This window comes from Kosakonia sp. SOY2 (assembly GCF_027109175.1).
Taxonomy (GTDB): domain Bacteria; phylum Pseudomonadota; class Gammaproteobacteria; order Enterobacterales; family Enterobacteriaceae; genus Kosakonia.
The window spans coordinates 1,461,956-1,488,422 of record NZ_JAPVXH010000001.1 but is presented as its reverse complement, the minus strand read 5'-3'; the positions used below and the strand labels follow the sequence as shown (position 1 = coordinate 1,488,422).

The 26,467-nt window shown below is 48.8% G+C and carries 28 protein-coding genes and 2 pseudogenes; 10 read left to right on the top strand and 20 right to left on the bottom strand.

Translation table 11 applies throughout. The annotated features are described in order from the left end of the window. Window positions 1-8: 8 nt before the first annotated feature. The 9 genes from O3S68_RS07040 to O3S68_RS07000 all read right to left on the bottom strand — a co-directional run bounded on the left by O3S68_RS07040 (window position 9) and on the right by O3S68_RS07000 (window position 6,826). Window positions 9-539, bottom strand: a complete 531-nt coding sequence (locus O3S68_RS07040; RefSeq protein ID WP_045509567.1) for a DUF3833 domain-containing protein — start codon at window positions 537-539, stop codon at window positions 9-11. Beyond that, on the bottom strand, window positions 536-1,063 hold the full coding sequence (locus O3S68_RS07035; RefSeq protein WP_269231122.1) for a hypothetical protein: 528 nt from the start codon (window positions 1,061-1,063) through the stop codon (window positions 536-538). Before O3S68_RS07035 ends, O3S68_RS07040 begins: the two co-directional genes overlap by 4 nt. Continuing rightward, complete coding sequence (locus O3S68_RS07030) at window positions 1,063-1,545, bottom strand: DUF2878 domain-containing protein (protein WP_160269915.1); 483 nt, start codon at window positions 1,543-1,545, stop codon at window positions 1,063-1,065. Before O3S68_RS07030 ends, O3S68_RS07035 begins: the two co-directional genes overlap by 1 nt. Then, a complete protein-coding gene (locus O3S68_RS07025; RefSeq protein ID WP_269231121.1) occupies window positions 1,542-2,762 on the bottom strand; it encodes an SAM-dependent methyltransferase in 1,221 nt (406 codons plus the stop codon). Before O3S68_RS07025 ends, O3S68_RS07030 begins: the two co-directional genes overlap by 4 nt. Then, a complete protein-coding gene (locus tag O3S68_RS07020; protein WP_269231120.1) occupies window positions 2,759-3,481 on the bottom strand; it encodes a DUF1365 domain-containing protein in 723 nt (240 codons plus the stop codon). The genes O3S68_RS07025 and O3S68_RS07020 overlap by 4 nt, the downstream gene beginning before the upstream one ends. Next, entirely contained in the window at window positions 3,474-4,742 is a 1,269-nt protein-coding gene (locus tag O3S68_RS07015; RefSeq protein WP_269231119.1) for an NAD(P)/FAD-dependent oxidoreductase, read from the bottom strand. The genes O3S68_RS07020 and O3S68_RS07015 overlap by 8 nt, the downstream gene beginning before the upstream one ends. Further along, window positions 4,739-5,458 (bottom strand): SDR family NAD(P)-dependent oxidoreductase, encoded by a 720-nt coding sequence (locus O3S68_RS07010; protein WP_269231118.1) that lies wholly within the window; start codon window positions 5,456-5,458, stop codon window positions 4,739-4,741. Before O3S68_RS07010 ends, O3S68_RS07015 begins: the two co-directional genes overlap by 4 nt. After that, window positions 5,455-5,889 carry a nuclear transport factor 2 family protein gene (locus tag O3S68_RS07005; protein ID WP_269231117.1) on the bottom strand — a complete coding sequence of 145 codons (435 nt, stop codon included), beginning with the start codon at window positions 5,887-5,889 and terminating at the stop codon, window positions 5,455-5,457. The genes O3S68_RS07010 and O3S68_RS07005 overlap by 4 nt, the downstream gene beginning before the upstream one ends. A 208-nt stretch (window positions 5,890-6,097) precedes the next feature. Then, the gene (locus tag O3S68_RS07000; RefSeq protein ID WP_045509546.1) at window positions 6,098-6,826 is read right to left on the bottom strand and encodes a MerR family transcriptional regulator; all 729 of its coding nucleotides are present in this window, start codon (window positions 6,824-6,826) and stop codon (window positions 6,098-6,100) included. A 118-nt stretch (window positions 6,827-6,944) separates the two neighbouring features. On the opposite strand from O3S68_RS07000, the gene O3S68_RS06995 reads away from it, so the two are divergent. Further along, entirely contained in the window at window positions 6,945-7,469 is a 525-nt protein-coding gene (locus O3S68_RS06995) for a lipocalin family protein (RefSeq protein WP_160269932.1), read from the top strand. A gap of 299 nt (window positions 7,470-7,768) precedes the next feature. Here the strand turns inward: O3S68_RS06995 and O3S68_RS06990 are convergent, their stop codons facing one another. Both O3S68_RS06990 and gcvA read right to left on the bottom strand, forming a co-directional pair. After that, window positions 7,769-8,053 (bottom strand): hypothetical protein, encoded by a 285-nt coding sequence (locus tag O3S68_RS06990; RefSeq protein WP_269231116.1) that lies wholly within the window; start codon window positions 8,051-8,053, stop codon window positions 7,769-7,771. A gap of 9 nt (window positions 8,054-8,062) precedes the next feature. After that, the gene (gcvA, locus tag O3S68_RS06985; RefSeq protein WP_269231115.1) at window positions 8,063-8,947 is read right to left on the bottom strand and encodes a transcriptional regulator GcvA; all 885 of its coding nucleotides are present in this window, start codon (window positions 8,945-8,947) and stop codon (window positions 8,063-8,065) included. A gap of 119 nt (window positions 8,948-9,066) precedes the next feature. On the opposite strand from gcvA, the gene O3S68_RS06980 reads away from it, so the two are divergent. The 7 genes and pseudogenes from O3S68_RS06980 (at window position 9,067) to O3S68_RS06950 (ending at window position 14,237) form a co-directional block, all read left to right on the top strand. Continuing rightward, window positions 9,067-9,957 carry a DMT family transporter gene (locus tag O3S68_RS06980; protein WP_269231114.1) on the top strand — a complete coding sequence of 297 codons (891 nt, stop codon included), beginning with the start codon at window positions 9,067-9,069 and terminating at the stop codon, window positions 9,955-9,957. A 98-nt stretch (window positions 9,958-10,055) separates the two neighbouring features. Further along, window positions 10,056-10,321, top strand: a pseudogene (locus O3S68_RS06975) (IS3 family transposase); the annotation flags it as partial. Window positions 10,322-10,846: 525 nt separating this feature from the next. After that, the gene (locus O3S68_RS06970; protein WP_269231113.1) at window positions 10,847-11,875 is read left to right on the top strand and encodes a M4 family metallopeptidase; all 1,029 of its coding nucleotides are present in this window, start codon (window positions 10,847-10,849) and stop codon (window positions 11,873-11,875) included. Beyond that, complete coding sequence (locus O3S68_RS06965; RefSeq protein WP_269231669.1) at window positions 11,872-12,213, top strand: protealysin inhibitor emfourin; 342 nt, start codon at window positions 11,872-11,874, stop codon at window positions 12,211-12,213. The genes O3S68_RS06970 and O3S68_RS06965 overlap by 4 nt, the downstream gene beginning before the upstream one ends. Window positions 12,214-12,337: 124 nt before the next feature. Continuing rightward, a complete protein-coding gene (locus O3S68_RS06960) occupies window positions 12,338-12,916 on the top strand; it encodes a lytic polysaccharide monooxygenase (protein ID WP_016495789.1) in 579 nt (192 codons plus the stop codon). Between the two features lie 566 nt (window positions 12,917-13,482). Beyond that, complete coding sequence (locus O3S68_RS06955) at window positions 13,483-13,902, top strand: hypothetical protein (protein WP_160269942.1); 420 nt, start codon at window positions 13,483-13,485, stop codon at window positions 13,900-13,902. Beyond that, window positions 13,899-14,237, top strand: a complete 339-nt coding sequence (locus O3S68_RS06950; protein WP_269231112.1) for a hypothetical protein — start codon at window positions 13,899-13,901, stop codon at window positions 14,235-14,237. Before O3S68_RS06955 ends, O3S68_RS06950 begins: the two co-directional genes overlap by 4 nt. A gap of 127 nt (window positions 14,238-14,364) precedes the next feature. On the opposite strand, the gene O3S68_RS06945 is transcribed toward O3S68_RS06950, so the two are convergent. The 6 genes from O3S68_RS06945 to O3S68_RS06920 form a co-directional block, all read right to left on the bottom strand. Further along, the gene (locus O3S68_RS06945; protein WP_016495792.1) at window positions 14,365-14,967 is read right to left on the bottom strand and encodes a response regulator transcription factor; all 603 of its coding nucleotides are present in this window, start codon (window positions 14,965-14,967) and stop codon (window positions 14,365-14,367) included. A gap of 933 nt (window positions 14,968-15,900) precedes the next feature. Then, entirely contained in the window at window positions 15,901-17,790 is a 1,890-nt protein-coding gene (locus O3S68_RS06940) for a fibronectin type III domain-containing protein (RefSeq protein WP_269231111.1), read from the bottom strand. Window positions 17,791-18,005: 215 nt separating this feature from the next. Beyond that, window positions 18,006-18,752, bottom strand: a complete 747-nt coding sequence (locus O3S68_RS06935; RefSeq protein WP_269231110.1) for a hypothetical protein — start codon at window positions 18,750-18,752, stop codon at window positions 18,006-18,008. A 101-nt stretch (window positions 18,753-18,853) separates the two neighbouring features. Further along, window positions 18,854-19,636, bottom strand: coding sequence for a hypothetical protein (locus tag O3S68_RS06930; protein ID WP_016495795.1), 783 nt, complete (start codon window positions 19,634-19,636; stop codon window positions 18,854-18,856). An 865-nt stretch (window positions 19,637-20,501) separates the two neighbouring features. After that, window positions 20,502-21,062, bottom strand: a complete 561-nt coding sequence (locus O3S68_RS06925; protein WP_160269949.1) for a disulfide bond formation protein B — start codon at window positions 21,060-21,062, stop codon at window positions 20,502-20,504. Window positions 21,063-21,073: 11 nt separating this feature from the next. Beyond that, on the bottom strand, window positions 21,074-21,232 hold the full coding sequence (locus O3S68_RS06920; protein WP_269231109.1) for a DUF5993 family protein: 159 nt from the start codon (window positions 21,230-21,232) through the stop codon (window positions 21,074-21,076). A 1,092-nt stretch (window positions 21,233-22,324) separates the two neighbouring features. Here O3S68_RS06920 and O3S68_RS06910 point away from each other — a divergent pair. Beyond that, a complete protein-coding gene (locus O3S68_RS06910) occupies window positions 22,325-23,533 on the top strand; it encodes a DUF1624 domain-containing protein (protein ID WP_269231108.1) in 1,209 nt (402 codons plus the stop codon). A 46-nt stretch (window positions 23,534-23,579) separates the two neighbouring features. On the opposite strand, the pseudogene O3S68_RS06905 reads toward O3S68_RS06910, so the two are convergent. The 3 genes and pseudogenes from O3S68_RS06905 to pth form a co-directional block, all read right to left on the bottom strand. Then, a pseudogene (locus tag O3S68_RS06905) lies at window positions 23,580-23,770 on the bottom strand (IS3 family transposase); the annotation flags it as partial. Window positions 23,771-24,105: 335 nt separating this feature from the next. Then, entirely contained in the window at window positions 24,106-25,197 is a 1,092-nt protein-coding gene (ychF, locus tag O3S68_RS06900; protein ID WP_016495799.1) for a redox-regulated ATPase YchF, read from the bottom strand. A gap of 125 nt (window positions 25,198-25,322) precedes the next feature. Further along, the gene (pth, locus tag O3S68_RS06895; RefSeq protein WP_007371851.1) at window positions 25,323-25,907 is read right to left on the bottom strand and encodes an aminoacyl-tRNA hydrolase; all 585 of its coding nucleotides are present in this window, start codon (window positions 25,905-25,907) and stop codon (window positions 25,323-25,325) included. Window positions 25,908-26,178: 271 nt separating this feature from the next. Between pth and ychH the strand changes: the two genes are divergently transcribed. Then, window positions 26,179-26,454: a stress-induced protein YchH gene (gene ychH, locus O3S68_RS06890; RefSeq protein WP_016495800.1), complete on the top strand. Its 276-nt coding sequence runs from the start codon at window positions 26,179-26,181 to the stop codon at window positions 26,452-26,454. Window positions 26,455-26,467: the final 13 nt, after the last annotated feature.

The following is a 26,467-nucleotide window of genomic DNA, read 5'->3' as shown; positions in this document are numbered from 1 at the left end:
CTATCCTCTTACTGCGTTTGGCGGGTGAAGAAAAGCGTCACCGTCCCGACGGTAATGCCGAACTTCTTCATCGCTGTTTTGTTGAATAAATGGGTGTCGTCCTGCAGATACATCCAGTCATCAAAGGTCAGCAGCCAGGTGCTGCCGTTGGCTTTCACGTTCATGCGGTAGTGCCAGTTAAAGGCGTTACCGGCCGACTGCCCGGTTGCCACGCCCTCAATATCGCCTGCCGTACCTTCGTAGCGATCGCTACCGACGCGGCGGATATGCCACACCCGTTGCTGCTTTTCACCATCGTCATAAACGAAGTGCTCATTGAGCGTGAGCGTCTCGCCCACCACCTCGCCCTTGATCTCAACATGGAAGCGGCGCAGTTGTTTGCCGCTGCGATCCTGCACCATCCCCCAGGCTTCGGTTGTGCCGTTGAAATAGCGGAAAATATCAAGCGGCGGCTGTTGGTGTTGATAATCGCCAATCTCGCTGCTACAACCGGCCAGCAGCATCATCAGCGCAAGGCCGAGCGCCAGAATGCGTTTCATTTTTGACCTCCGATCAACTGTTGACGCAGGGCGGGATATTGCGTGGCGGGCGCAAGCCAGATCGCCAGAAAGTGGCTGCTGAATGCTTCCGACTGGTATGGGCCGAGCGGGCTAAAGCCTTGCTGCGACGAAGCGGCGCGATACCAGAATTGCCCCTGTTTGCCGCGCATCACAAACGCCAGTTGCGTGCCGGATGTTACGTCAGGCCACAGCGTGCGCAACATGTGCAACCAGGCTTCGCTCTGCGGCTCGCGCGCCAGGAGCCCCTGCGCCTGCCACTGTTCGCGGGTGGCGTCTACCAGTTCGTCGCGGTCGATATCGCGCTGGTAGGTGATGATCAGCGCCTGATCCTGTTCAGGCCCGCTGTAGCGGCCGTCTGGCGTGCGCAACTGCGAGGTATAAACCGTAAACGGCCCCCAGGTCAGCGTCGCGTCGCCGACTTTGCGCCAGCTTAACCAGTCGGCAGCGTGGACCGTAGGCACCAGTGCGCCAAGCCACAGCAACATCAGTAACGCGGTTCGCATCAGCGCCTCCCCGTCACAATATGGAAAAAGAGCATCATCACCAGCCAGCCGGTAGCCATCGAGCTAACGACAATAAACGTGGGGGCCAGAAAGGTGATGGCACCTAATCGTTCGCCAAGGAGGTAAGCCACCGGGCCGCCGCCTGTCGCCATCAACATCAGGGCCCAGCCGGGAAGCGTCGAGGTACTGCTCAGCGCCGTCCAGACGCAGGCAAACATCAGCCACAGCGCCACCATCCACAGCGGCAGCAACGAATCGCCGCTAAATTCGATAAGACCCGTCAGTGCCCAGAATGCATCCAGCCCGCCCCCCATTCCTGCCAGAAACAGGGCGTACAGACGCTGTGTGGGGGATAACAGCATGCAGGCCGCGATCGCCAGCGTAAGCCAGATAACCAGGCCGCGCTCGCGAAACAGCACCACCAGCGTCCAGTAGAGATCGAACGCGATAGCCAATAAAAAGACCTGCAGATACCGTTTCATACGCGCTCCGCGGTCAGTTGCACCACGCTGATGGTGCGCGCGTTAAACCCGGCTTCGCAGTAGCCAAAGTAGTAGAGCCACATGCGGCGAAAGCGGTTATCAAAGCCGAGCTTTTCAATCTCCTGCCAGGCGTGGTTAAAACGCTGCCGCCAGTGCGCGAGCGTGCGGGCGTAGTCAGGGCCCATATCGAACAGATTGCGTATGACAAAATCGGTGTGGCGCGTCATCAAATCGTTCATGGCGGTGATGCTCGGCAAAAAGCCGCCGGGGAAGATGTAGCGCTGAATAAAATCGACGCTTTTGCTGTAGTCGCGGTAGCGCTGATCCTGAATGGTGATCGCCTGCAACGCCATTTTGCCACCGGGACGCAGACGCGCCTGGCAGGTTTTGAAAAAGGTAGGCAGATAGCGTTGACCGACGGCTTCTATCATCTCGATCGACACCAGTTTGTCGAATTCACCTGTCAGATCGCGATAGTCGCAAAGCAGCACCTGCACACGATCCTGCAACCCCGCGCGGGCAATGCGCTCGCTTGCCCAGCGGTACTGCTCCTGCGAAAGCGTGGTGGTGGTTACCCGGCAACCATAGTGACGGGCGGCGTACTCCGCCATCGCGCCCCATCCGGTGCCGACCTCCAGCAGATGATCGGCAGGTGTCAACGCCAGTTGTTCGCAAAGCCTGGCCATTTTGGCCTGTTGCGCGTCGGCAAGATCCTGATTGTCGTCGGCAAAAAGCGCGCTGGAATAGAGCAGATTTTCATCGAGAAACTGCGCGTAAAAGGCGTTACCCAGGTCGTAGTGGGCGGCGATATTTTCCCGCGCCTGCTGGCGATGGTTGCGCCGCGTCCAATGACGCAGCCGCTCAACAGGTCGGCTAAGCCAGCGAAAACCGCTCTCCAGCCGCCCGAGCACGCGGCTGTTCAGCGCCAGGATCTGTAGCAGTGCGGTAAGCTGACTGGTCTCCCAGTCGCCCGCGATCCAGGCTTCAGCAGCGGCGAGGCTGCCGCCGGTTAGCAGCCGCCAGTAAACACCGGGTGCCACAATCTGCACCTCGGCGCGCAGCGTAGCTGAGGCATCGCCAAAATGAAACGTCTGGGCGCCTTCACGCAGGGTGATGGAGCCTTGCTGAATGCCGCTCAGCAGGCGGAAAAGTATCCATCGCGCGATACGGACGTTGCGCGAAATCTCGGGTTCAAGCGCAAAGACGGGATCGGTCATGAACGTTCACTCCTGCTCACGGGATGAGGATAAATCGGCACACGTTTGAGCCACAGCCGCAGCGCCTGCCAGTAAATAGCCAACACGGTGTTTAGCGTCATCAACGGAATACGCAGCAGTAAAGACGCCAGCGTGGCGCGGGTTAACGGTTCCCGGCTCAGCATGAGCGTGGCGTCGAACACTTTTGATTGCTGATGATTTTCGATATGCATGTGCAGCGTTTTGCCGGGGCTGTTGAAGCGCCAGTGATAGACCATCTCCATCGGGTTAAAGGGGGAGACGTGAAACGCTTTTTCCAGCGGGCGCGGCGTCTGGCCTTCAACGGCGTAGTAATGGCGCTCGTTCCACGGCGTGTTGCGCACCTCTGCCAGCACCCAGCGCAGGCTACCCGCACTGTCGTAGCAGTAGTAAAAATTGACCGGGTTAAAGTGAAAGCCGAAATAGCGCAACTGGGTCAGCAGCATCACGCGGCCGTCCGGGCGCTCGGCGGTCAGCTTTTCCACTTGATCGAGCGCGCGCGCTTTAAGCGGCGTGCCCAGCGGATAGTCCGCATCATGGAATGAGGCCGCAGCAAAGCGATTACGGCGAATGCCGACGGAAGGCAGCGCATCAAGCTCGTCCAGATCAATCCAGGCCATAAATACGCTATAGCGAAAATGGTGCGCTTTCGGCTGCAGCCGACGATGGCGCAACACGCCCTGATACAGGCAGCTATTCATCGGCGCGCCCCTCGCTGGTGGCGATGCCGTGAACGACATCGAGCGCGCTGCGCACGCCATCTTCATGAAATCCGTTGTACCAGTAAGCGCCGCAGTACCAGCTCCGGTGCTGGCCGTTGATCTCATGACGCCGCGCCTGGGCGCGCCAGCTTGCCGGGTTAAACAGCGGATGTTCATAGACAAAGCGCTGCCAGACGTAGCGATCATCGATAGGCTTATCCGGGTTCAGCGTGACGCAGAATAGCGGGCTTCCCGCCGGCAGCCCCTGGAGAATGTTCATGTTGTAAGTCACACAGGCGCTGGCGTGATCCTGCTCGCTCAGGCGATAGTTCCAGCTTGCCCATGCGCGCTGGCGTACCGGCAGCAAGCGGGGATCGCTATGCAAAACGACCGCGTTGCGCTGCCAGCCGATATTGCCTAACACTTCACGTTCGGCAGGGGTTGGGGCATCAAGCATTGCCAGCGCCTGCGCGGAGTGGCAGGCGAAAATCACCTGGTCGAAAGTCTGCGTGGTTGTGGCAAGCTCGATATCGACGCGGTTGTCATGGCGAATCACTTTTTGCACCGGCGCGTTAAGCTGCAGGCTCAGGCGATCGCCCAGTTGTGAGAGCATCGCACGGATGTACTCCCGCGAGCCGCCGGGCACCACGTACCACTGCGGGCGATGGGTGATATCCAAAAGGCCGTGATGTTCAAAAAAGCGCAAAAAGAGCGGCAACGGGAAGCGGCGCATCTCCTGCAAGGAGGATGACCAGATGGCGGCCCCCATCGGCAAAATGTAGTGACGGGCGAAGAAATCGCTAAAGTGGTGGCGCTCAAGGAAGGTTTGCAGCGTGGCATTCTCATCCATGTTGCCTTGTAACGCCGCTTTCGCCAGCCGGTTAAAGCGCACAATTGCTTTCAGTAACGCCCAGAATGCAGGGTTGAAAAGATTACGCCGCTGAGCGAATAGCGAGGTGAGCGTATGCCCGTTGTACTCAAGACCGCTATGCGGGTTATGCACCGAGAAACTCATCTGCGTTTTTTGCCCACGGATGCCAAGCTCGCTGAGCAGGCCCATAAAGCGCGGGTAGGTGCGATCGTTGTAGACGATAAAACCGGTATCAATGGCGTAAGTACCCTGCGGCGTGGTGATATCGACCGTGGCGGTATGCCCGCCAGCGGTGGGCTGTGCTTCAAACAGCGTCACCTGATGGTGTCCCGCCAGCCGCCAGGCGCAGGTCAACCCGGCAATGCCGCTGCCGATAATGGCAATCTTCATGAACGCACCATCCTGCGCAACAGCGCATGCTGAAGAAAAGAGGGCAGCCCGGCCAGCAGACGCAGGATCAGGCTAAAACCGGTCGGGAAGGCGATGTGGTTTTTGCCTTTCGCCAGACCACGACGGATAGCGTTTACCGCCTCATCAACGCTTACCTGGCCTGGCATAGCAAAATCGTTTTTACGCGTCAGCGGCGTATCCACAAAACCGGGTGAAACGACCGTGACGGCAATGCCTTTAGCTTCCCAGTCCAGCCGCAGACTGTTGGCAAACCAGCTCAGCGCGGCTTTCGACGCGCCATACGCCTCGGCGCGTGGAAACGGCAGCCAGTGCGCCATCGAACTGACCAGCACCACGCGGTTTCTCGCCACAAGCTGCGGTTGCAGCGCGGCAATGCAATTGACCGGCCCGAGAAAATTGGTCGTGACCACCCGTTCAACCAGCTCTGCATCCACCACGCCGCGATCGAGATACTCGCAGGTACCTGCGCAGAGGATGGTGAGATCGGCGCAGCAATCGGCCAGCGCATGGCGGCAGGCTTCGCGATCGGTCATATCAAACAGGCGTACTGTGATGTTCGGGCTGGATTGCCGGAGTGCTTCCAGCCGCGCCGGGTCACGCCCGCAGGCGATAACGTGGTAGCCATCGCGGGCCCAGGATCTCGCCAGCCCCTCGCCGATACCGGAACTGGCGCCGGTGATGAGGACAGTCATCATGCGCGTACACTCCGTTTCACACCGCGAACCGCCCAACCCAGCAGCGGCAGATGTTGGTAGATCATCTCGCCGGCATCGTAGTAATCGCGCTGCCGCACTATCTTTTCGCCCCGCACATCCACCACTGAACAGCCCGGCAGCGTGAGGTGTTTCCCGCCGGCAATGCGCGGATGCGACCAGTGCATGGTCCAGCTTGTGGCAAAACGCGCGTCATTGTGAAGTGGCGAGTCGATGGAAAAATGGCAGTGCCTAACACTGGCGAGAAGGTGGCTGAAATAGCGCTCAATAGCCGGTAACCCCAGGTGTTCGCCAAACGGATCGATAAGCAGCGCATCCGGGTGATACAGCGCGGATAGCGCAGAGACGGGCTGGCTATCCAGCCGGGCGTAGTACTCAACAAACCGATCGATGACGCGGGACAGTGTGCTCATGATTCTCACCAGGGCGTTGAACAACGTAACGGAACTGCATAATTCAAACTTACACAATTAAAATTATTTGTCCAAGTTTTGATGAAAATATTTTTTATTTTGTAGATATTTCAATTGGTTGTTTAAGGTGATTTTTTTTGCGAAAAAATGAAACCAATACGCAACGGTAACCGTTGCGCTTGATGCATGGGCCTGCGCAGGGAAGGGATTAGAGCGAGATGACGTCGAGGGAGCGAACGCGTGGTTGCCAGAGTTCGATCTGTTTTTTACGGGCGACGGTGAGTTTGCCGGAAGTGACCAGCAACCACTTTCGTTCCGGCAGGATCTCCGGCGCTAAGGTTGCAGGCGGCACGGGAAGCACGTCAATACGGTGGCCCTGGCCGGTGCGTTTGAGCGCTTCAAGCCAGATTTCACACGGATCGGCAAGGTGCCATCCGGTGATGAGATAGTTATCGCCCGGCGCTTTTCTGTCCCCTTCAAGGCAAAAGGAGGTGTAAGAAATGATGATGCCATCGAGGATTTCGCGCAGGGTCATCATCGCCGGGATATTGGCCGACACTTTACTGCGCAGTGGTCGCAGCACTTCGGTTACCAGTTCCGGGCGCGGATATTCACGTCCTGAATCATAAATAAGCTGGCGCAGGGATTCGATTTTTCCCTCTTTCAGGCGCTGGAGCATGTTTTCCTGCAGCGTCAGCCAGTTGTTAGTGCGACGCGCGCCGGGGCGCTCCAGCAACGGTTTCACCTGGCTGACAGGGACGCCTTTTTTCACCCAATCGAGAATTTTTAGCGCCTGCTGCACATCGTCATCGCTGTAGAGCCGGTGACCGCCATCGGTGCGCATCGGTTTGAGCAGGCCGTAGCGACGCTGCCAGGCACGCAGCGTGGTCGCGGTGATCCCGCAAAGTTGCGCAAATTCGCCGATGGAGTAAGACATAAGGTAAACCCGATAATAAAGAATGCTCTCAATATACTACGAATATTTATGGGTTGAATGAAGTGTGGGCCGTTTGCACTACACTTTACTGCCAACCGCGAAGATGAAAGGAGTTCTCATGAAGTTATGGCCAGTGGTGACGGGTGTGGCTATCGCCTTGACACTTGTCGCCTGTAAATCTCCGACGCCGCCAAAAGGGGTGCAGCCGATCACCGGGTTTGACGCCAGCCGTTATCTGGGTAAATGGTATGAAATCGCGCGTCTGGAAAATCGTTTTGAGCGCGGGCTTCAACAGGTAACCGCCACTTATGGCAAGCGCAGCGACGGTGGGATCAGCGTCCTTAACCGTGGTTTTGATCCGCAAAAGCAGAAGTGGAGCGAGAGCGAAGGGAAGGCTTATTTCACCGGCGAGCCGACCACCGCGGCGCTGAAAGTATCGTTCTTTGGCCCGTTTTACGGCGGCTATAACGTGATCAAACTCGATGACAATTACCAGTACGCGCTGGTGAGCGGCCCGAACCGCGACTATTTGTGGATCCTCTCCCGCACGCCGACGCTTCCTGAAACGGTAAAACAGGATTATCTGAATACCGCGCGAAGCCTCGGGTTCCGGGTTGACCAACTGGTATGGGTTAAACAGTAACGCAGCACCGGGATCGCCTCATGTCCGCGATAACGCTGCGACACCCTGGGGAAGGGGCAGCAACAAAGGCCAGTTCCCCATTGCGCCGGGCGCGAACAACGCGCAATGTCGCGCCGGCAGGGGGGAAATACCGCGCACCCGTAGGGATTTTAGTGCTCAGTCTGTTAGCTTAGCCGTTCTTCCGTCAGGCACAAAACAGGCAGCTTGTGTTGCGCAGGACGAACGAATTACGCGCACAATCTGTTTCAGCGACAAGAGGTGATACCGTTAACGCTGAGATGCCAGCCAGAATTTTGCCTTCAAAATGAATATTTTTCCGATAAGAATCTCATGATTGCCGCGACATTTTTTAAGTTATAGCTAACCAGACTGTTCTTCTCATAAGCCAGCTTCACTATGTCGTAGTCATCAACCAGCTGGCCGATGTCTAATTTATCTGGCTCACGATGAGGATCGTAGAGGGATGCGGAGGGAACATTCCAGTAATAATCGGCATCCAGCGCAACGCTATCTATTCCCCGCTGCTTCATTTCAATAAAAATTTTGCTGATGATTTCTTCAAGTAAATGGAGATCGATTTGCATACTACGTCCTTACTCGTCAGTGGCTGCAGCGGCCGAGATCCAGTCGCGAAAACGGCGGCTTATCTTCTGCAACAACGCGGATTCCTCATACACCAGATAGTAGGCTATCGGCGAATGAAGCGAGATTTTCAGCGGGTTAATTAGCAGGCCACTTCTTAGCTCTTCGCGTACAAGAGCACGGCGAACAAGCGCGATGCCTCTACCTGCAATTGCCGCTTCAATCACGCCATTGGAATCGATGAAAATGGGGCCGGTGTCACTCTTTACATCGTCAATACCCAGCGTATGAAACCATAAGGCCCAGTCCAGCCGGTGCTCATCGTGCAGCAGCGGATATTTTGCCACATCCCGCGGCCCTGAGAGTTCGCTTTCTGCCGCGAGTAATCGGGGGCTACAGACCGGGAGGAGATTGTCGTTTACCAGAACCTCAGACGTCAGTCCTGGATAGTTACCCGCACCGTGTCGGATAGCGAAATCAATCCCTTCGGAAAGTAAATCAACCTGCCTGTTGGTGGTGCTGATTTGCACTTCCACACCTGGATTGGCTTTTTCAAAGGCTGGCAGGCGCGGCAGCAACCATTGAATGGCAAAACCACTGGTGCAACTGACCGTCACTTTGTTTGCCTTTCCCTCATTCATTAAGCGTTGCGTTGCTTCTGCTATCTGGCTGAACGCGGGTCTTATCGCCCGCATGTAGATGCGCCCCTCGATTGTCAGTTCCAGACGGCGAGGGCTGCGGATGAACAGCCTGGTGCTGGTGAAGTTTTCCAGTTTTGCGATTTGCTGGCTGACAGCGCTGGATGTCACACATAACTCTTCCGCAGCCGCTTTGATACTCATCAGCCTCGCGGCCGACTCAAAACACATAAGTGCATGTAAAGGTGGCATTTTCATTAACGACACTGTCTCATGAGTTAGAAAATCTTAAGTATAAACAAAAATCTTGTTTGTCAGTCTGTCTGGCATGTTTCACAGTTTCGCCGTGAATTCCCCGTAAACGAAAAGGAACGGTTATGCGTGTTGCTGATTATCTTCGGTTAGTGTTGCTTGCCGCTATCTGGGGCGCGAGTTTTCTCTTTATGCGCATAGCGGTACCGCAGTTCGGTGCGATTAATACGGCATTTTTGCGGGTATTTTTTGGTTTTATCGGACTCGCAGTCATTTTATTACTGTTTAAATCTTCGTTTGATTTTAAAGATAAGTTCAAATCCTCATTTATCCTCGGCGTTATTAATTCCGGGTTGCCTTTTCTGATGTATTGTCTGGCGGCTCAATGGCTGCCTGCCGGGTATTCGGCCATTTTGAATGCAACCACCCCGTTGATGGGGGCGCTGGTGGGTTTTTCCTTTTTTGCCGAGAAACTTACCCTCAAAAAATGGGGTGGCGTGCTGCTGGGGCTTGTCGGCATCATCGTGATTACCACCATCGGTGAAGCGCAATCAGCGGATAAACAAATCATCGGCGTTATTGCCTGTCTTATCGCGACCAGTTGTTATGGGATCGCCGGCTTTCTGACGCGCAGCTGGATTTCAAACAAAGGGGGACTCGATCCGAAAATAGTCGCTTTCGGTAGTCAGACAGGCGCAACGGTTTTTTTGCTGCCTTTTTTCATCTGCAGCACCCGGTTCGGGCCAACGGTTAACTGGCTGCAGCAAGAGGCCTGGGTAAGCGTCATTGCTGTCGGGGTTTTCTGTACGGCATGGGCTTACATCCTCTATTTTCGACTGATTGCCGATATCGGGCCGTTACGTTCATTAACCGTGACATTTTTAATTCCGCCGTTTGGCGTGCTATGGGGATATCTGGTACTGAGCGAAACCATTAACAGCGGTTTCATTATGGGGGCGCTTATTATCGGTGTGGCGGTCTGGATGGTGGTGAGTCCTGAAAAAGCGTTCAGGTGAGGTAACGGCTTTTAGAGAGGAAATCAGATCTCATGTGATTGCATCACCATGGGTTTAACAGGCACAGCAGAGCCATTTTGATGACTCTGCTGTGCCGATCACACGGCCTGGAGGGCAGCATGAGTCGTCGTGCTGACGGCCACGACAACGCCGTTACAGAAAGTTTTTCCGTTACTGAAGCGTGAAGAATTAAAGAAAAAAATCTACCGAACGAGAGATGAATCCCGCAGCGATATTTCGATGACAACGAACTGTTTTATATCAGTAAGCGTCAGCATGGTTAGCGCAATCCCATGCCACCGGCGGAGTATGAAACCACTATTATCAGCGGCCCGGAAGTGTCGGGAATATCCGTGGCGATTGATTAGCGGAAAAGTGTCCAGAAAATCATTCCGTTTACCGGGTTTATCGCCGTTGATATGCACTATTAACCGGGCGTCGCGCAATATAATTATTTTGTGCAGACGAAGGGTAGGGCAGATGTTGCAGACGCGGCAAATATCACATCCGGTATAACCTTTCTTTATATCCGTCGGGAATCATACGCAAAAGTTAATAATATATTTAATGAAGCAATGCTTGCCTGATGATGAGCTATCTGATGGTGAGGGTTTGCATTAAATAACATCTGAATAATGTTTTTTCAGGTAATGGCCAGGTGAAAGTGATTTTATTGCTGGCAATAGAATAACAATGCGTAAGACTCCGTAATTTGCCCTGGTTTATTTGCCCTGGATTATTTGCCGTATTGAGTAAAAGAGGTGGGTAGGCCTATATTTTTGTTGTTCTTTCTTATTTCAAGGGGAACAGCGTATTTGCTCGTAGATAATTTTATTGCAAGGAGGCCAATATGTCCTCATACAGCCTAAATAAAGCCAAGGAGAATAATATGTCCGCATATTACCCACACAGTCTTATTCCTCCCCATATTTTACGTCGCATCATCGACAATGGCTCTGAGGCGCAGCAACACTTTGCGCGTCGAACTTTAGTCCATGTGCAAAACTTGATGGATATCGGCCTTAAAGGAATCTCTAAGCCTCTGACCACCTACCCTGGTGAATTGATGCGTAATATTTACGATGCGCATCATCAGTCGACGGTAAATGGCACGCTGGTACGTTATGAAGGCCAACCTTCCAATGGCGATATCGCTGCGGACGAGGCCTATGAGTACCTCGGCGTGACGCATGATTTCTTCTGGCGAGTCTGGCGACGTAATTCTCTTGATAACCAGGGGATGGCCCTGAATGGCATCGTGCATTTCGGTGAATCATATATGAATGCGTTCTGGGATGGGCAGGAGATGGTTTTCGGCGATGGCGACGGTGTTATTTTTAATCGTTTCACGATTGCCATCGATGTCATCGCGCATGAACTCGGTCACGGCGTCACCGGCAGTGAGGCCGGGTTGATCTATTATGCGCAGTCAGGCGCACTGAATGAATCTTTATCAGATGTTTTCGGCTCGCTGGTGAAGCAATACTACTACCAGCAAACCGCCGACCAGGCTGATTGGTTGATTGGCGAAGGATTACTGGGTGAAAGAATTAATGGCCGTGCGCTGCGCTCCATGTCTTCGCCGGGTACCGCCTACAACGATCCGATGTTAGGTGCCGACCCGCAGCCCGCCCATATGAACGATTATGTCCGAACCCGCGATGACAATGGCGGTGTGCATTTAAATTCCGGTATCCCAAATCGCGCCTTTTACCTGGCATCTGTCGCTGTCGGCGGTTATGCATGGGAAAAAACCGGTTACGCCTGGTACGACACGGTTTGTGACAAGTCACTGACTCCGGACGCAGATTTCGCCACCTTCGCCAGATTGACTATCTATCACGGTGGAAAACGTTCCGGCAAAGCGGTTGCCAACGCCATCGAACAGGCCTGGAGAGAAGTTGGAGTGTTATGGTGAGCACACCTGAACTCACCGATGATGTGGTGATTGAACTGGCCCGTGAAGGCGGGCTGGTTTATATGCCGAAACTCATCAGAAAGCAGTGCATTGAAATAGCGCAGTTGAATACAGAGCAGCGCCAGCGGCTTGACACTATTCTTCGCCAGGTATTACCGCTCGGGCAGCGGCCTGGCCTGGCAAATTCTCCAGGCGAGGGTGACCAGCGTTTCTACCGCCTCCAGATTACCTGGACGGCCCGGCAAAAAGAGATGCAGTTGTTGATCCCGGAAAACCAGGCGCCGGAATCCCTGCAAAGGTTGTGCAGAGAAGGTAAGACCTCTATCTGCAAACCTTAAAATGCGATGAACCCGACGCGTTTTTATATTTTTTCTGCAAAGGAGGTATATCAATAAAAATCTTAAATCAGCCTGGTTACGAATACCAACAGGTAATATCACATCTGAAAAGGAATATTCAATCATGAAAAAAAATCTACTGATTTTAATGTTATCTTTATTTCTGACTGGTTATGTTTACGCGCATGGATATATTGATAACCCACCAAGTCGTTCATTTCTTTGCACTCACGCGGGCGGTGCATTAAATAAAGCTTGTGGCGCGGTGATGTATGAACCTCAATCGATTGAAGGCGTGAAAGGTTTTCCTGACGGCGGTCCTTCCGATGGTTTAATCGCAAGCGCAGGGAATCCGAGTTTTTCTGAATTAAATGAACAGACACCAGGTCGTTGGTACAAAGTCAATCTCAAAAGTGGCGCGCATACATTTGACTGGACGCTCACCGCCCGCCATAGCACAACTTCCTGGAAATATTACATCACTAAGCAAGGATGGGATCCGAATAAACCGTTAGCTCGGGCTGATTTTGATTTAAAACCTTTCTGCGAAAGATTTGATAACGGGAAAATCCCGCAAAGTAAAGTCCAGATGAACTGTACTATTCCACAACGCTCGGGGTATCAAGTTATTTTGGGCGTATGGACAATTGCCGACACAGGGAATGCGTTCTATCAGGTCATTGATGCTAATATGACTAAATAATTAATGAAATATCTAAAACTGTATTAGTCCGAGTCTGTACTAATACAGTTTATTAAATAAGATTATTTATCGAGTGTGGTTTTTTGCAGGTATAAATGTGTAATTAATTTTACCTTTGGCCCTTTTGCCCGGGGCCATTTCCCCTGCTTGTTGCCATCCCTCATCGAAACATCAGCATTGAAGAAAGGGCAATTGGCTTCGAACTGGATGCTACCCAACGCGAATCAGGTAACAGCGAAACCAGTCCACAAGCCAGGCTGGAAGGTTCGCCCGCAAGGGGTCGTTCAGTGTGAAAATCACGGGGCGAGTCTCACATAAAGCGCAACCCCGCTCTTTCTGGATTGGCAAGCAATTTGCGAATGACGGGAATTGGTACAGTGCAGTGACGGATAGCGTACGCGGTTTGCGTACTGATAAATATGTGATCGACAACCCACAAAGCGCGGTGCGTTATCTCTCTACGGATAATGGCGCTACAACTGTCGTGCTTCTCCCTTGTCAGTAATTGATGTTAAGGCCTCATGACATTTACTGAGGTCATATCTTGATAATTTAAGGAGGCTGCAATGATAACAATTGATGACATGGGGTTATTCAGTAACTGGTTGGCCGCTCTCGCCGGATTATTTGGTGGCCTGAGCGTGTCATTTTTTTGGCAACCTAAAAAGTTGTATCAACGTGGCCGCCTGACGGCGGGCATCATTATCGGGGGGATTAGCGTTAGTACGACATTTACCCTGGGAGGAATTATCTCTCAATGGCTGGGAATGAATTTTACAGATAAGGATACTGCTATGGGGATCGGTTATTTCATTGGGTCAATCAGTGTCGGAATGGTTGCCTGGCTGGCCAATTTTTTCTGCCACAGAGAAGAGCGCGACATTTTGCAGGTGGCAGGAGAGCTGAAGCGCGCCGCCAGAGGTGTTAACAAAATACCAGGCCGTTACCGATCCATTCGTAGTTCAAAAACAGGAGATCCATCATGATGTTGAAGGTTTTATACTGGGTACTCACTCTGGTAGATGTTTTTGTTGCTTTGATTATTCTGATTAGCGCGCTCAGTCATCGCCTTCTCAATACCGTTTATATTTCGCGAGGATATAGTATTGGGCTGCTGATTGCGGGGATTGGTTTTATGTTACAGGTGGCGATAAATGTGCCTTTTTTATTGTTTGATGTCATATTAACGCCTTATCAATCCTCTTTTTTTATATTTAAAGATATCGGTATCGGGATAGTAACAATCAGCTATTGCATACATCCGCCGTCTACAAATCTGCCATCCAGTAAGAAATTTCCCCATAAAAGAACAGCAAAATAAGCTAAATAAATCACCAACCCAAAAAAAGAGTGGGTATGATAAAAGGAGCATTATTTACATCTGATGCTCCTTTTGTGCTAGAGACTCGTTGGGAATGGATGGCAATCGAACAGCATAAATAGTGTGGCTAACTTTCTTTAAAATACATCATTGCTGCCTGGGTGCGGTTAGTCACATTCAGGCGACGAAAAATAGATTCGAGATGCGTTTTTACGGTACCCGGACTGATATTCAGGAGGCGGCTAATTTGTTTATTAGATTCGCCGGCAGCGAGCAATTTTAGGATCTCGCGCTGACGTTCGCTTAGACAAGCCAGGGTACGATGGTTATTATCCAGAACCGTCATATTCTCGTGGGGAAAGCTGAGCATGCCCGCAGAAGCGGTATGTAGCGTTTGTGTGATGGTTTCGGGGGGGGAGTCGCGCCTGACAAAAGCAATGGCATGATGATTCAGAAATTGTCGCAACGAGATGAGTTGGCATTTATTTACCAGCATCACCACCGGGATGCCAGGATAGTGCTGCGATAAGTTATCAATTAACTCAATACATGCTTTTTTATTATCATTACCATCCAGAATAATTAAGGAGGCGGGGAATTTGCCCAGAGTTTCATTGATTTTCTTACAATCATTTAAACCGCAGATTTTTACTTCCGGAATGCTATGAGACACTACCGATGTCATTTCTTCAATGTATATAGAATGTTTGTCAATCATGAATATATGCATGCGCCTTCTCCATATAATAGTTTCTTCAATGAATCTATTACTTCATAGAGTAGTCAATGGTGTGAATAATTGAAATTAGGGTGATTTCCATAGGCCTTTTATCCGACAGGAAACGGATAATAACTTTAAGTTATGCCTGACGCTTATAAACAACCTCTTAATTATTTTTGCGAAGTAGGGTGTTATCTTATTATCTCATTTGGTTATACCTTGAAACGCAGGGTTTTCGGTGCGCCGATGTGCTCCTTTCGACAACAGCATGAAAGCCTGGTGACCGGCAGCAGAATTAGCGTTATCCGATTCCAGAGCTTACTTGCGCAATACTCTTCGCTGTAAATAATCGAAAGGGTTTTGATAGATTGCTCATACAGACAATAGCAAAGAATGTCTTTTAATCATGATGGGTGAATAGTGGCATCCGACCCGGGCTAACACCGCTGGTGTCAGAAATCCGGCCCTATAAAAGTAGGGAAAAAACGGTTGCGGGTACTTTTCCCTCATATACTCTGGCGTAGCTGTTCCCTTATTCGTGAAATTCGCTTTCACCCAAAAATATCATTTTGTTATATGTACTAACTGTTAGTGGTGTCAGATTTAATAATAGACATATGTCGTTAACAGTATACCTGAGAGGTTTTTCATGTTGGGGAAGAAATTTTATTAGGCTTACATCTTCTGCGACGGATTCTAAATCAACTGGTTATACTTTAAAAAACAAGTGAAATGATTGGCCATCCATTCCTGAAATAATTAAGAGAGTAGACAGTGTGCGCTGTGATCGTGCGTCGTTCAGGTGAAGTATATTTCCTGTTCCGGCCGGGCATGTTAAATGGCATTTATGCATTATCGCGCTGCCAGAGAACACTTCAGGATGATCACAGCTTGTGGCAGGGGGGTATAAAACGGGGTCGTTACCAACCCCGCAGAGAACACTCAGGAGAGGACTTTTGCAAAAGCTTTGGCGAAAGCATAGTTTTCCTGACCAGTGATCAGCGTACTGGTTGGTTTACTGTTCGAGTGCATATTGCCATGTTCGTCGATGGTATCAGGTGCAAAATCGCGTCCCAGAGACCAGTTACTGACTTGATGCAGATTATTGGCTTTGGAAAATTCAGCAACTTTAACTGCATCCTCAAGCGTGAATACTAACGGGTCAGTGTCATTGTGGCCGATCATCGGTGTCACAACGATTTTTGAATATGCTTCGGCATCGGTATAACCCCAAATCGCTTTTAGCTGATCTTTGGTGGCGTTAATTGCCTGGATAGCGTAATCCCCCTGATTGCCGGCAAAACTTGGGCCGTAATCCATCGCCATAATATTAACGTAAGGGTGTAATTTATTCGCTGCTGCACTAGTAAGTACATCCAGGCCAGCCTGAACTAATCCAGTCGGTAATACAGGCAGCGTGACACTGACTTCCAGATATGGAACGGCCTTCTTAGCTTGCACAAATGCCGGGAATGCAACATTGCTATTATAAAAACCCTGGGTTTCAAAATCGAGATCGATCGTTTTTACACCGTAATTATTGGCGATATTGACATATAACCCGGCGAGATCATTAACGCTCCATGTGGTGGAAAAATCCACGCCGGAAAAACCACCAAAAGAAAATATGGGTTCACCACCTGCGTTATTAATTAAATCTGTCAGCGGTTTGATGGCCTTGAGTGGAAAACTACTGTTGCCCCAGACCGGATTTTTCGGGTTGGCGGGATCCTGCACAAGGAAAGCGAGATGGAACTTTTTGACGCCAAATGCGATCGCATCACTGATAAAATCCTGGTTGAGTCCAGGGGGTGTTGTTGCCCATTTAGCGAATATAGTGACATCAACATAGGGTGCAAAATCAGTGGCCCCAGCGCCTGTCGAGGGTTTACCGGAAGTCTTGCCATTAATTGCAGTACTCCTGGCTGACTGATTGCCTGCGTTATCGACAGCAAAGACACGGAAGGTATAAAGGATGTTTGGTTTCAGGCCGCCGATGGTGGCTGACGTTGTTGTCACGGTAACGGTCTGCGATGAAGCTCCTGGTTCGGCGTAAGAAACCACATAGTTTTTTACACCGCTACCTTCATCGGTAGAGGCATTCCATGCCAGGGATATGGCATTGTGCGCAATACGCGTCACATGCAGGTTAACCGGAACGCTGGGGGCGGTGGTATCTGGCGAAACGGGCCGGGTCAGCACGCTGATGCTGCCAGTATTGTCGGATACATTGCCTGCGGCATCATAGGCCTGTACCGAGATTGTATATTGCGTATCTGCGCTAAGACCATCGAGGATAGTGGTGGTGTTCGGTACGCGTTTAGTATGCCTTCCGTTGGCCCAGCTCCAGGTGACAATATAGCCGCTGACGCCTACATCATCGGTGGAGGCGTTCCATGAAAGAGCAATGGTTGAGCTGGTGGTGCCGGTGGAAACCAGACCTGTCGGTGCTGAGGGGGCTGTGGTATCTGGCGTATCGCTGTCTCCGGCGAGTACACCATTTACATAATAAGCGATCGGTAAAACATTAGCGCTTAAGCTACCATTATTGGAACCGATATTGACAATAAAGCTGACCGATTTGCCATTAGCGATTGGTGTCAGGTAGTTCGCTAATTGCCCGGTAATATGTGTTGTACTTATCCCCGTTTTCTCGATGTTCAACCCAATATTGGTAGATGGCTGAACGCTTTGCGGCATATCGAAGCTAATTTTCACAGGGCTGTTAATGGTTTTTCCAGTATTATTGAGAAGTGTTATTTTAAGCGCCCCCGACCACGCGGAAACCGATGCATATTTCGCGGTGAAAGAGACGTGAGTTGTATCAGACATTTGTATTTCTCCATGTATTTATTGTGAATTCTGTTTCAGGTATATCCTGCGGGTAAAAACAAGAGTGCTTACACAGATAACTATCAAATAAGCACTCAGCTTTTATTGGTTAAGCAGTTGGGTTGTCCTGTTGCTAATAAATTTTAATAAGCGCCGCCGTCGTTAAAATAATTAGCATATCAGAAGGGTGATCAGTATGTATTATCGTCAGGCAATCACATTGCTGTATCCATTGGGATATTTGCTATCAGATATTCCGGGCGATCGCCAAGCTTTGTAAGAATAGGTTGTCTGAGCTGGTTATAAATATCTTCATTTAATTTGAGTCCCAGTTTGTATATATCTATGGAATAGCCTTCTTGCCATTTCATAAAACCCTCAACATCACTGGTAAAGTGATAAGCAAGCATCAGAACAATGATTTGCGGCGAATTTTGTACATTCAGCGTTGGTGTCACAATGAAAAGGCCGTCACTATATTTGTGCGGATTGATAGCCGCGGATTCCCATAAGGTAAAAGCGGGCGAGGTCAATGTGAGGTCTTGCGCCGCGTGAATACTCGCGCCTGCCAGAGACTGTGTCGCGTCGGGAATATGCTGATTCACTAACGCAGCCCAGTCGACAGGTGCTGAAAGCTCAATGGATTGACTGGCAAAATGGAGCATATTCCAGCCTACCGTTGCAAGCACACCCGTAAAACTTTCCTGCCAGTCCTGAGTGGCAGAATGCCGGTTAAATTTCTTATCTGCCGCAAGTTGAGCGAATAACAGAGAATGGCTCACATCATCACGCTGTTGGCTGGAGAGGGTTTTATCAAAAGAGAGCACAATACCTTCGTTAATTTGCGCATAATCATCATCATCTGAACCAATCGCCGGGTCAGGACAGCGGGCGGCAGATTTAAGCATTTTTTCTCGATCTGTTAATTCAGCAAGCGTGATGGAATTCAGGAGTGACAACATAAATTAACCTCGCAATGTATCGCAAGTATAATAGGTGGTCGTCCATAACATGGCTTATTACTTCATCATGGACGACAGATTAAAAAAAACGTATTTCGATATCAGATTTCAATATTTGCAATCATATCGATTGCCCGATCACCCAGTTTATCAATAACGGCCTGGCGCACCCCCTTATAAACACCTTCGTTTAAGACGAATTTATTTGCCGCGCGTTGAATTTTGATCGAGGTGGATTGCCAGGTTACCCACAAAAAACGCCCCTCATTGCGCTTCGCATCAAATTGCATACCATCAAGCATCATTACCACATCGCCATTTGGTAGCAGATCTGCCGGGAAAATTTGAAAATTACCGGTGTTTTCCGAATTTGATTTCGCATCCCAGATAAGCATTTGCTTTGAGGTATCGCTCAGGCTGGATAACGCCTTCATTGCCGCTGCCACTAATGCAACCTCACCGACAGTAGCGATTTGCGCAATGATCCCCAACACAGCCTCATCCAGTTTTACGGTACTGGCACCTGACGTATAGGTATCAAACGCGAAAGCAGGTTGGTTCCAGCCAATTTGGCCCAGTACATTGACATAAAAACGATACCAATCCATGGGCGCAGTATAACGGTTGCAGTGTTTATCCGCCGCCAGTTGAGCGAACAGTGTTGAGTTCTGCACATCTTGTTTATTCTGCCCATCCAGACGTTCGGTAAATGAGATGAGGCTGCCGGCATTGACTTGTGCAGATACTTTATTATCAGTCAGCATGGTTTTTCTTTTTGACTGACCATGATCCGGTACTCCTTTTAGACGTTCCAGTAACGGTGCCAGATCGGCAGTGGTTTCAATCGGTGTTTTAAGCACAAAATCCAAAGCGTTAGTATTCATATTATTTCTCCACTCAAAGTTCCAGGTGTGTATGCTATAAAAATTACTGTGTTTCATTGATATAAAAGAGAATGCCGCCAGGTAATCAACGAAAATGTTGCTTATTAGCGGTTTGTATATATTTCAGTGCTTCCTGCGATATAGAACAAATTTATAGTCGTTATATGAGGTTTTTTAATTTCCTCTAAATATAAATCTAATGGAAGAAATATAAATACGAACGCATCTAATATCAATACGGCAAATACGGCAGGGTAAATTACGGAGCCATATGCGCTGTGTTTATCGCATTAAATATTGATGGTAACGCGAACTATATTGTGTGACGTGACGAGTTAAGTTGCTATGAAATGAAAAATCCACGCAATAGCGTGGATTTTATAGGCTTTTGTGTTGCTCATGAAGTTTGACTAAACACCATGAGATAAGACATCTTATTTGACGCTAAAACATAATTTGTATGATATTTTTTTATTAATTTTGTTGTTTATTTGTACTTATTGCTATGCTCATTTTTGAGTTAGGTCGCATGCGCCATGCTCCGGTCTCAGGTTCGACTCCGGTTATCGCACCATTTCAAACTGGTCGTGTGTCTATCGGAACCCACTCAAAGCCCGTATATTGCGGTTTCTGGACCGTACCTTATCTCCTGTTATTCAAGTATCTGTAAGTGTAACGACCTGCGTTTATAAATGATCAAACCTGCATGTATCTGCGCCGGGCTGCATTCCATTGCCCCAAATAACTGAAAATCACTGTACTGTATGCCTACAAAAAATCACAGTTACTCCAGAATACTTTGGTAAGGGGATAGCAGCATTAGATACAGAAAATTAGTCAGACCCTTATCCTAAATAGAAATACGCTACTTCGATAATAATTCATATATAACCGGGTTATCAGCACATTGCCCACCTCCGCATTCCAGTACAGTTGACACAAGGTTGGCTGAAATCAGTAGCAGGAATCCCCAACTGGCAATGCGGAACAACGCCGGTGGCATATTTAATGGACGAATCGAACTATTCATCTCACTGATTGCCAGAACTACCGCAGTGGCAGCAATAATCACAACTGATGTAACCAGAGCCCAGGTATAAAAATGCAGCCCAAGAAATGTAGAACCATATCCTTTGTCGCCGGGCAGAATATGTAAAAACATTTGCCGTGATGCCATTATTCCTGTCAGGATACTGCCAATAATTACCATCCCGTAATGCAGGTTTCGTAGTCCAAAGTAAATGTTAAATAAAAAACCGAAACCAGCGATGATGAGCCCAATTCGCTGTAACAGGCAAAGTGGGCAAGGCAATTCATGCATAACGAGTTGATAATAAAAAGCTATAACCAGAGAAACGCATATTCCAAGAAGTCCCACCATATTAACCAGGTGGACAGCCGTCATTGGATGAGTTTGGGTTTTCATAGCATAGCTCCTTAAAATGATAAACTCAGTGGATCAGTTACATGGTGAATGAATGATAAAATTGTGATGATCAATAAAGCTGCCCAAAGGATGTAACTGGTTTTTTCCTTTCCGGTTATGGCAGCCAGGATCACACCCAATGCAATCAAAAATGGCAAAAACATGAACATAAATATTTCCTCTTTATGTCAATTGATAAGGGAATGCTGTGTTGTCGTACCCACATATGAACGAAAAGATGCTATGTCAATCTGGAATGCTTTGAATTGTCAGGGATACGACTGTTTGTGTAGTGATCACCTCCTTTTTTTTGGTTACGGGTATATTCATGAAGATATAAGAAACACCTCTTTAGCTAACGCTATAACAAGTAATATTGAGTATGCTACTAAATATATTTTCCCATACTTACTGCAATCAGAAAAAAATACCAGAGACATCATTGAGTCCCTGGAGGTGTTAACCTTTGGATAAAAAGTAAAATAACCCAGGAACACCAAAACTCTGAGCTACAGAGTAGCTTATATTGAGTGCATAGAATAGGCCCATATTTGTGTTATTTCGAAAAAGATCCTATAGCGTTGAGCTGATGCGTGTGCTTCGCAAAGGCCAGACCTCAGTATTATATTATGGTGACCTTCCTGGTGAGCTGCTTCTGGTTAGTAGATATTTTGAAGGGTAAGGTATTTAAATGAGAAAAAAGCGACCTCATCGCGAATTTTGCAACAATGTCTTGAATAGGGTGTAAATTTGAGTTTTTTACTTTCCCCCTCCTGGGGGAAAGGTTTATCTGTAGAAACAATTTTTGGAATATACAATATTTCAAAAAGCTGAAATTTTATTACATGTCATATTTAAAACCGCGCAAGCCATCCGATGTGAAAAATAAAAAAATCAGAATTTTCTAGCAAAAGTGAGTTTTTTGGATGCTATCCTTTAACTGATTCAATCAATTATTTATTAAGTATCAGAAATCTCTATGCTAAATAAGATATCAGCTATATTCGTTTGTGCTGTTTAGTCCCTGATTGTACAACCTACCGTGTTTAAAGAATCTCTTTTTAGTAATCAACGACGCTCCAGCGGACAGGGTTATATTATATATGGAAATCATTAACATAGAAAAATATCATGAATATTACCTTAGAGGTATTTTTCCAGAGGAATTGTCATCTTGTTAAAGAACAACTCATTTAGAAAACGGGTAAACCCCGTATTAAACCGCTACCCTTGGCAACTTATCCAGCCTGCGGGGTGATACCATGGATACTATAGGAAATTCAGCAATCCTCCCCTCAGGAGGTAACCAGAGCTATTCATCAAGATTGAGATCTATTGATTTTTTACGTGGTTTAGCACTTATTTTAATGGTGTTAGATCATGTGCGCACTTTATTTTGCCCTACAGGATTTGACCCAACCGATTTATCTCATGCATCCATATCCCTTTTTTTGACCAGATTTATTACTCACTTCTGTGCGCCTGCATTTATTTTTCTGGCTGGTGTTAGTGCGTATTTGTATGGTCTGAAGCGTACTCGTCAGCAGTTATCTGTATTCCTGTTTAGTCGAGGAGTATGGTTGATTTTATTAGAGGTAACCGTTGTCAGTTTTGCGTGGAAATTTAACTTTGATAAGTTTGTTATTATACAGGTTATTTTTATATTAGGGTTTTCAATGATTTTGCTTTCTGCATTTATTTGGTTATCAAGATTATTTCTACTGGCATGCGCTCTGGTCGCGTTTTTTGGTCATAATCTAATGGATACATACGCAGCTTCGGACGGATTCTTTAAAATTATCTTTCATATCTTGCATGTACAAGGAGATATATATATTGGCTCATGGGCTGTCAGGGTCTTTTATCCAATAATTCCCTGGTTTGGTATGATTTTTTTAGGATATTATTTGGCACCATGGTTTTTACTGCCAATTAAGTTAAGGGTTAAACGGTTCTTTATTTTAGGTCTGATTTCACTGGTTTGTTTTTGTGTGGTAAGGTGGTTTAATATTTACGGCGATGCCAACCACTTTACTATTAAAGGGAATGACCTCACCTACAGTATACTTTCCTTTTTAAATGTAACAAAGTATCCGCCTTCATTGCTTTTTATTATGCTCACGTTAGGTGTTTTTTTTATAGTATTAGCTGCAGTGGAGAAATGGCAACCTAAAAACAACGGGGTTATTTTATGTTTTGGTAAGGTGTCTTTATTTTTCTATTTGGTGCATCTTTATTTAATTCATATATTTGCAAGCATTTATTCACGTTTGATATTAAATTCGCCAGGCGGTTGGTGGCTCCATTTTCCAACTTCAAATACAGATGAAAAATGGCCGGCTAACTACAGTCCAAATTTGTTATTAGTATATGTTGTGTGGTTGTTGTTAATTATTGTTATTTATCCTTTATGCTCCGCATATCAGAAATATAAAAGTACGCATAATTATAGATGGTTATCATATATTTAAGATGTTAATGTGAATAGACCCGCTTGTGGTTAACGTAAATACCTTAACGCCGCAGAAGCTCCCGGATACGCCGGTAACCAAAGCGGCGGCGTTCAGGTGCCCGTTCAGTGACGTGCGCGGATAACAGCACATCAGCAGCCAGCCGGACGCTGAACCTCATAAATGGCATGTTGGCAGGGATAAACCGGCTAGCCCGCAGGAACGATGTTACGACAGGCCCGTTGCCTTACTCATGACTTCCTGCCACAGGTGCAAGCATCTCTCCTCGGCGCATTTTGGTGGTTTCTGCCCGGTCTTTTATTTGCAACCATTCTTTAGCGAGCAGCTCAAAGGTGTTAGATGCGTCATTGACCTTGCGGATCTAGCGGGTTCTTGTCTATTTCTTATAGCTTTATTGCACTCACCCAAGATAAGAATGGAAACTGATTGTACGCACCTCACCTATGTATTCATTTCAGACCGCGCTTTCATGCGACAATACGGAATAAAAAAATCCACGCAAGTGCGTGGATTTTAGAGGGTTTTGTGAGATTTATGAGATGTTATGACACCTCATGAGACAATAAAACTAATTAGACGTTGAACAGGAAGTTCATCACATCGCCATCTTTCACGATGTACTCTTTGCCTTCTGCACGCATCTTGCCGGCTTCTTTCGCGCCTTGCTCACCTTTGTAAGCGATGAAATCTTCATACGCGATGGTCTGCGCGCGAATAAAGCCTTTTTCGAAGTCGGTATGGATTTTACCCGCCGCCTGCGGCGCGGTTGCGCCAACCGGGATGGTCCATGCACGCACTTCTTTCACGCCGGCGGTGAAGTAAGTTTGCAGGTTCAGCAGGGCGTAACCTGCGCGGATCACGCGGTTCAGCCCCGGCTCTTCCAGACCCAGTTCGGCCATGAACTCGTCACGCTCTTCATCGTCCAGCTCGGCGATATCTGCTTCAACGGCGGCACAAACCGGCACCACGACGGAGCCTTCTTGCTCAGCGATAGCGCGAACCTGGTCAAGGTAAGGGTTATTTTCAAAGCCGTCTTCGTTCACGTTAGCGATATACATGGTCGGCTTCAGTGTCAGGAAGCTCAGGTAACGAATCGCTTCTTTCTCTTCTTTGCTCAGATCCAGCGCGCGCAGCATACCGGCGTTTTCCAGTTGCGGCAGGCATTTTTCCAGTGCGGCCAGCTCAACTTTCGCATCTTTGTCGCCGCCTTTCGCTTTTTTGGACACGCGATGGATAGCGCGTTCGCAGGTATCCAGGTCAGAAAGCGCCAGCTCGGTGTTGATCACGTCAATATCTTCCGCCGGGTTCACTTTGCCCGCAACGTGGATGATATTGTCGTTCTCAAAACAGCGCACCACGTGGCCGATGGCTTCCGTTTCGCGAATGTTGGTCAAAAACTGGTTGCCCAGACCTTCGCCTTTGGACGCGCCTTTTACCAGACCGGCGATGTCGACGAATTCCATGGTGGTCGGCAGAATACGCTGCGGTTTCACGATTTCCGCGAGTTTATCCAGACGCGGATCGGGCATCGGTACGACACCGGTGTTCGGCTCAATAGTACAGAACGGGAAGTTAGCCGCTTCAATACCTGCTTTGGTGAGCGCATTGAACAGGGTGGATTTACCTACGTTGGGCAGGCCAACGATACCGCATTTGAATCCCATGATGTAATTACCTTAATATCTTGATAATCAACCTGTTGCGAAAAACAGATTGTAGAAAAGTGAATAACTTTGGCTATTATACACGTAACCGCTGTTACGCGCGGCAAAAATGCCGCGCAACCCGCTTACTGCGCCTTAAAGGCGTGCAGGCGATTGGTGGCTTTGGTTAAACCGTCCTTCAGCCAGATCTCGGTACATCGCGCCGCTTCGTCTACGGCTTCGTCAATCAGCTTCTGTTCGGAAACCGGTGGTTTACCCAGCACAAAACCGACAACCTTGTTTTTATCACCCGGATGACCAATTCCAACGCGTAAACGGTGAAAATTGGGGTTATTGCCCAATTTACTGATGATATCTTTCAGACCATTATGGCCACCGTGGCCGCCCCCCAGTTTAAATTTCGCCACGCCTGGCGGCAGATCCAGCTCATCGTGGGCGACGAGGATTTCGTCCGGGTTGATGCGATAAAACGTCGCCATTGCCGCGACCGCTTTACCGCTCAGGTTCATAAATGTCGTGGGGACCAGCAGACGCACGTCTTCTCCCGCCAGATTGATGCGCGAGGTATAGCCGAAAAACTTCGGTTCGTCGCGCAGCGGCGCGCGGGCTCTCTCCGCCAACAAATCGACATACCAGGCGCCCGCGTTATGGCGCGTCGCGGCGTATTCAGCGCCGGGGTTCGCCAGCCCGACAATCAGTTTAATCGTCACTTTTTATTCCTGACCAGATCAATGTCCGGCGCGTAGTTTACGTTGTGCGGGACGCGAAGACAAAATTCTCCCGGCGAAACGCGAAAAATGATAATGATTGCTCACATCAACCATTCGAATTTCATGTAGTTCAGTAGGTTATTTGTAAATTTGTGTTAGTCATAGATGTGTAATTGTGATCGTGCCCGCAACCGCTAAAAGGGTGGCTGTCTATACTTTACACACAAGGATTGGGGTTATCCCATCCAACCCGTCGTTCCGGAGGTGACAGATGAAACGCAAAAACGCTTCGTTGCTCGGTAATGTGCTTATGGGGTTGGGGTTGGTCGTGATGGTTGTCGGCGTTGGTTATTCCATTTTAAACCAGTTGCCGCAACTTAACCTGCCGCAGTTTTTTGCCCATGGCGCTGTGCTGAGTATTTTCCTCGGAGCCGTTCTCTGGCTCGCTGGCGCCCGCGTAAGTGGTCATGAGCAGGTGTGCGATAAGTACTGGTGGGTGCGTCATTATGACAAACGCTGCCGCAGGGACCGGCAACATCATAGTTAAAAAGTCAGTTTCG

Bases quoted from the DNA above. Each gene is read 5' to 3' on its own strand.
- O3S68_RS07040 (WP_045509567.1), bottom strand. From the start codon at position 539: ATGAAACGCATTCTGGCGCTCGGCCTTGCGCTGATGATGCTGCTGGCC.
- O3S68_RS07035 (WP_269231122.1), bottom strand. From the start codon at position 1,063: ATGCGAACCGCGTTACTGATGTTGCTGTGGCTTGGCGCACTGGTGCCT.
- O3S68_RS07030 (WP_160269915.1), bottom strand. From the start codon at position 1,545: ATGAAACGGTATCTGCAGGTCTTTTTATTGGCTATCGCGTTCGATCTC.
- O3S68_RS07025 (WP_269231121.1), bottom strand. From the start codon at position 2,762: ATGACCGATCCCGTCTTTGCGCTTGAACCCGAGATTTCGCGCAACGTC.
- O3S68_RS07020 (WP_269231120.1), bottom strand. From the start codon at position 3,481: ATGAATAGCTGCCTGTATCAGGGCGTGTTGCGCCATCGTCGGCTGCAG.
- O3S68_RS07015 (WP_269231119.1), bottom strand. From the start codon at position 4,742: ATGAAGATTGCCATTATCGGCAGCGGCATTGCCGGGTTGACCTGCGCC.
- O3S68_RS07010 (WP_269231118.1), bottom strand. From the start codon at position 5,458: ATGATGACTGTCCTCATCACCGGCGCCAGTTCCGGTATCGGCGAGGGG.
- O3S68_RS07005 (WP_269231117.1), bottom strand. From the start codon at position 5,889: ATGAGCACACTGTCCCGCGTCATCGATCGGTTTGTTGAGTACTACGCC.
- O3S68_RS07000 (WP_045509546.1), bottom strand. From the start codon at position 6,826: ATGTCTTACTCCATCGGCGAATTTGCGCAACTTTGCGGGATCACCGCG.
- O3S68_RS06995 (WP_160269932.1), top strand. From the start codon at position 6,945: ATGAAGTTATGGCCAGTGGTGACGGGTGTGGCTATCGCCTTGACACTT.
- O3S68_RS06990 (WP_269231116.1), bottom strand. From the start codon at position 8,053: ATGCAAATCGATCTCCATTTACTTGAAGAAATCATCAGCAAAATTTTT.
- gcvA (WP_269231115.1), bottom strand. From the start codon at position 8,947: ATGAAAATGCCACCTTTACATGCACTTATGTGTTTTGAGTCGGCCGCG.
- O3S68_RS06980 (WP_269231114.1), top strand. From the start codon at position 9,067: ATGCGTGTTGCTGATTATCTTCGGTTAGTGTTGCTTGCCGCTATCTGG.
- O3S68_RS06970 (WP_269231113.1), top strand. From the start codon at position 10,847: ATGTCCGCATATTACCCACACAGTCTTATTCCTCCCCATATTTTACGT.
- O3S68_RS06960 (WP_016495789.1), top strand. From the start codon at position 12,338: ATGAAAAAAAATCTACTGATTTTAATGTTATCTTTATTTCTGACTGGT.
- O3S68_RS06955 (WP_160269942.1), top strand. From the start codon at position 13,483: ATGATAACAATTGATGACATGGGGTTATTCAGTAACTGGTTGGCCGCT.
- O3S68_RS06950 (WP_269231112.1), top strand. From the start codon at position 13,899: ATGATGTTGAAGGTTTTATACTGGGTACTCACTCTGGTAGATGTTTTT.
- O3S68_RS06945 (WP_016495792.1), bottom strand. From the start codon at position 14,967: ATGCATATATTCATGATTGACAAACATTCTATATACATTGAAGAAATG.
- O3S68_RS06940 (WP_269231111.1), bottom strand. From the start codon at position 17,790: ATGTCTGATACAACTCACGTCTCTTTCACCGCGAAATATGCATCGGTT.
- O3S68_RS06935 (WP_269231110.1), bottom strand. From the start codon at position 18,752: ATGTTGTCACTCCTGAATTCCATCACGCTTGCTGAATTAACAGATCGA.
- O3S68_RS06930 (WP_016495795.1), bottom strand. From the start codon at position 19,636: ATGAATACTAACGCTTTGGATTTTGTGCTTAAAACACCGATTGAAACC.
- O3S68_RS06925 (WP_160269949.1), bottom strand. From the start codon at position 21,062: ATGAAAACCCAAACTCATCCAATGACGGCTGTCCACCTGGTTAATATG.
- O3S68_RS06920 (WP_269231109.1), bottom strand. From the start codon at position 21,232: ATGTTCATGTTTTTGCCATTTTTGATTGCATTGGGTGTGATCCTGGCT.
- O3S68_RS06910 (WP_269231108.1), top strand. From the start codon at position 22,325: ATGGATACTATAGGAAATTCAGCAATCCTCCCCTCAGGAGGTAACCAG.
- ychF (WP_016495799.1), bottom strand. From the start codon at position 25,197: ATGGGATTCAAATGCGGTATCGTTGGCCTGCCCAACGTAGGTAAATCC.
- ychH (WP_016495800.1), top strand. From the start codon at position 26,179: ATGAAACGCAAAAACGCTTCGTTGCTCGGTAATGTGCTTATGGGGTTG.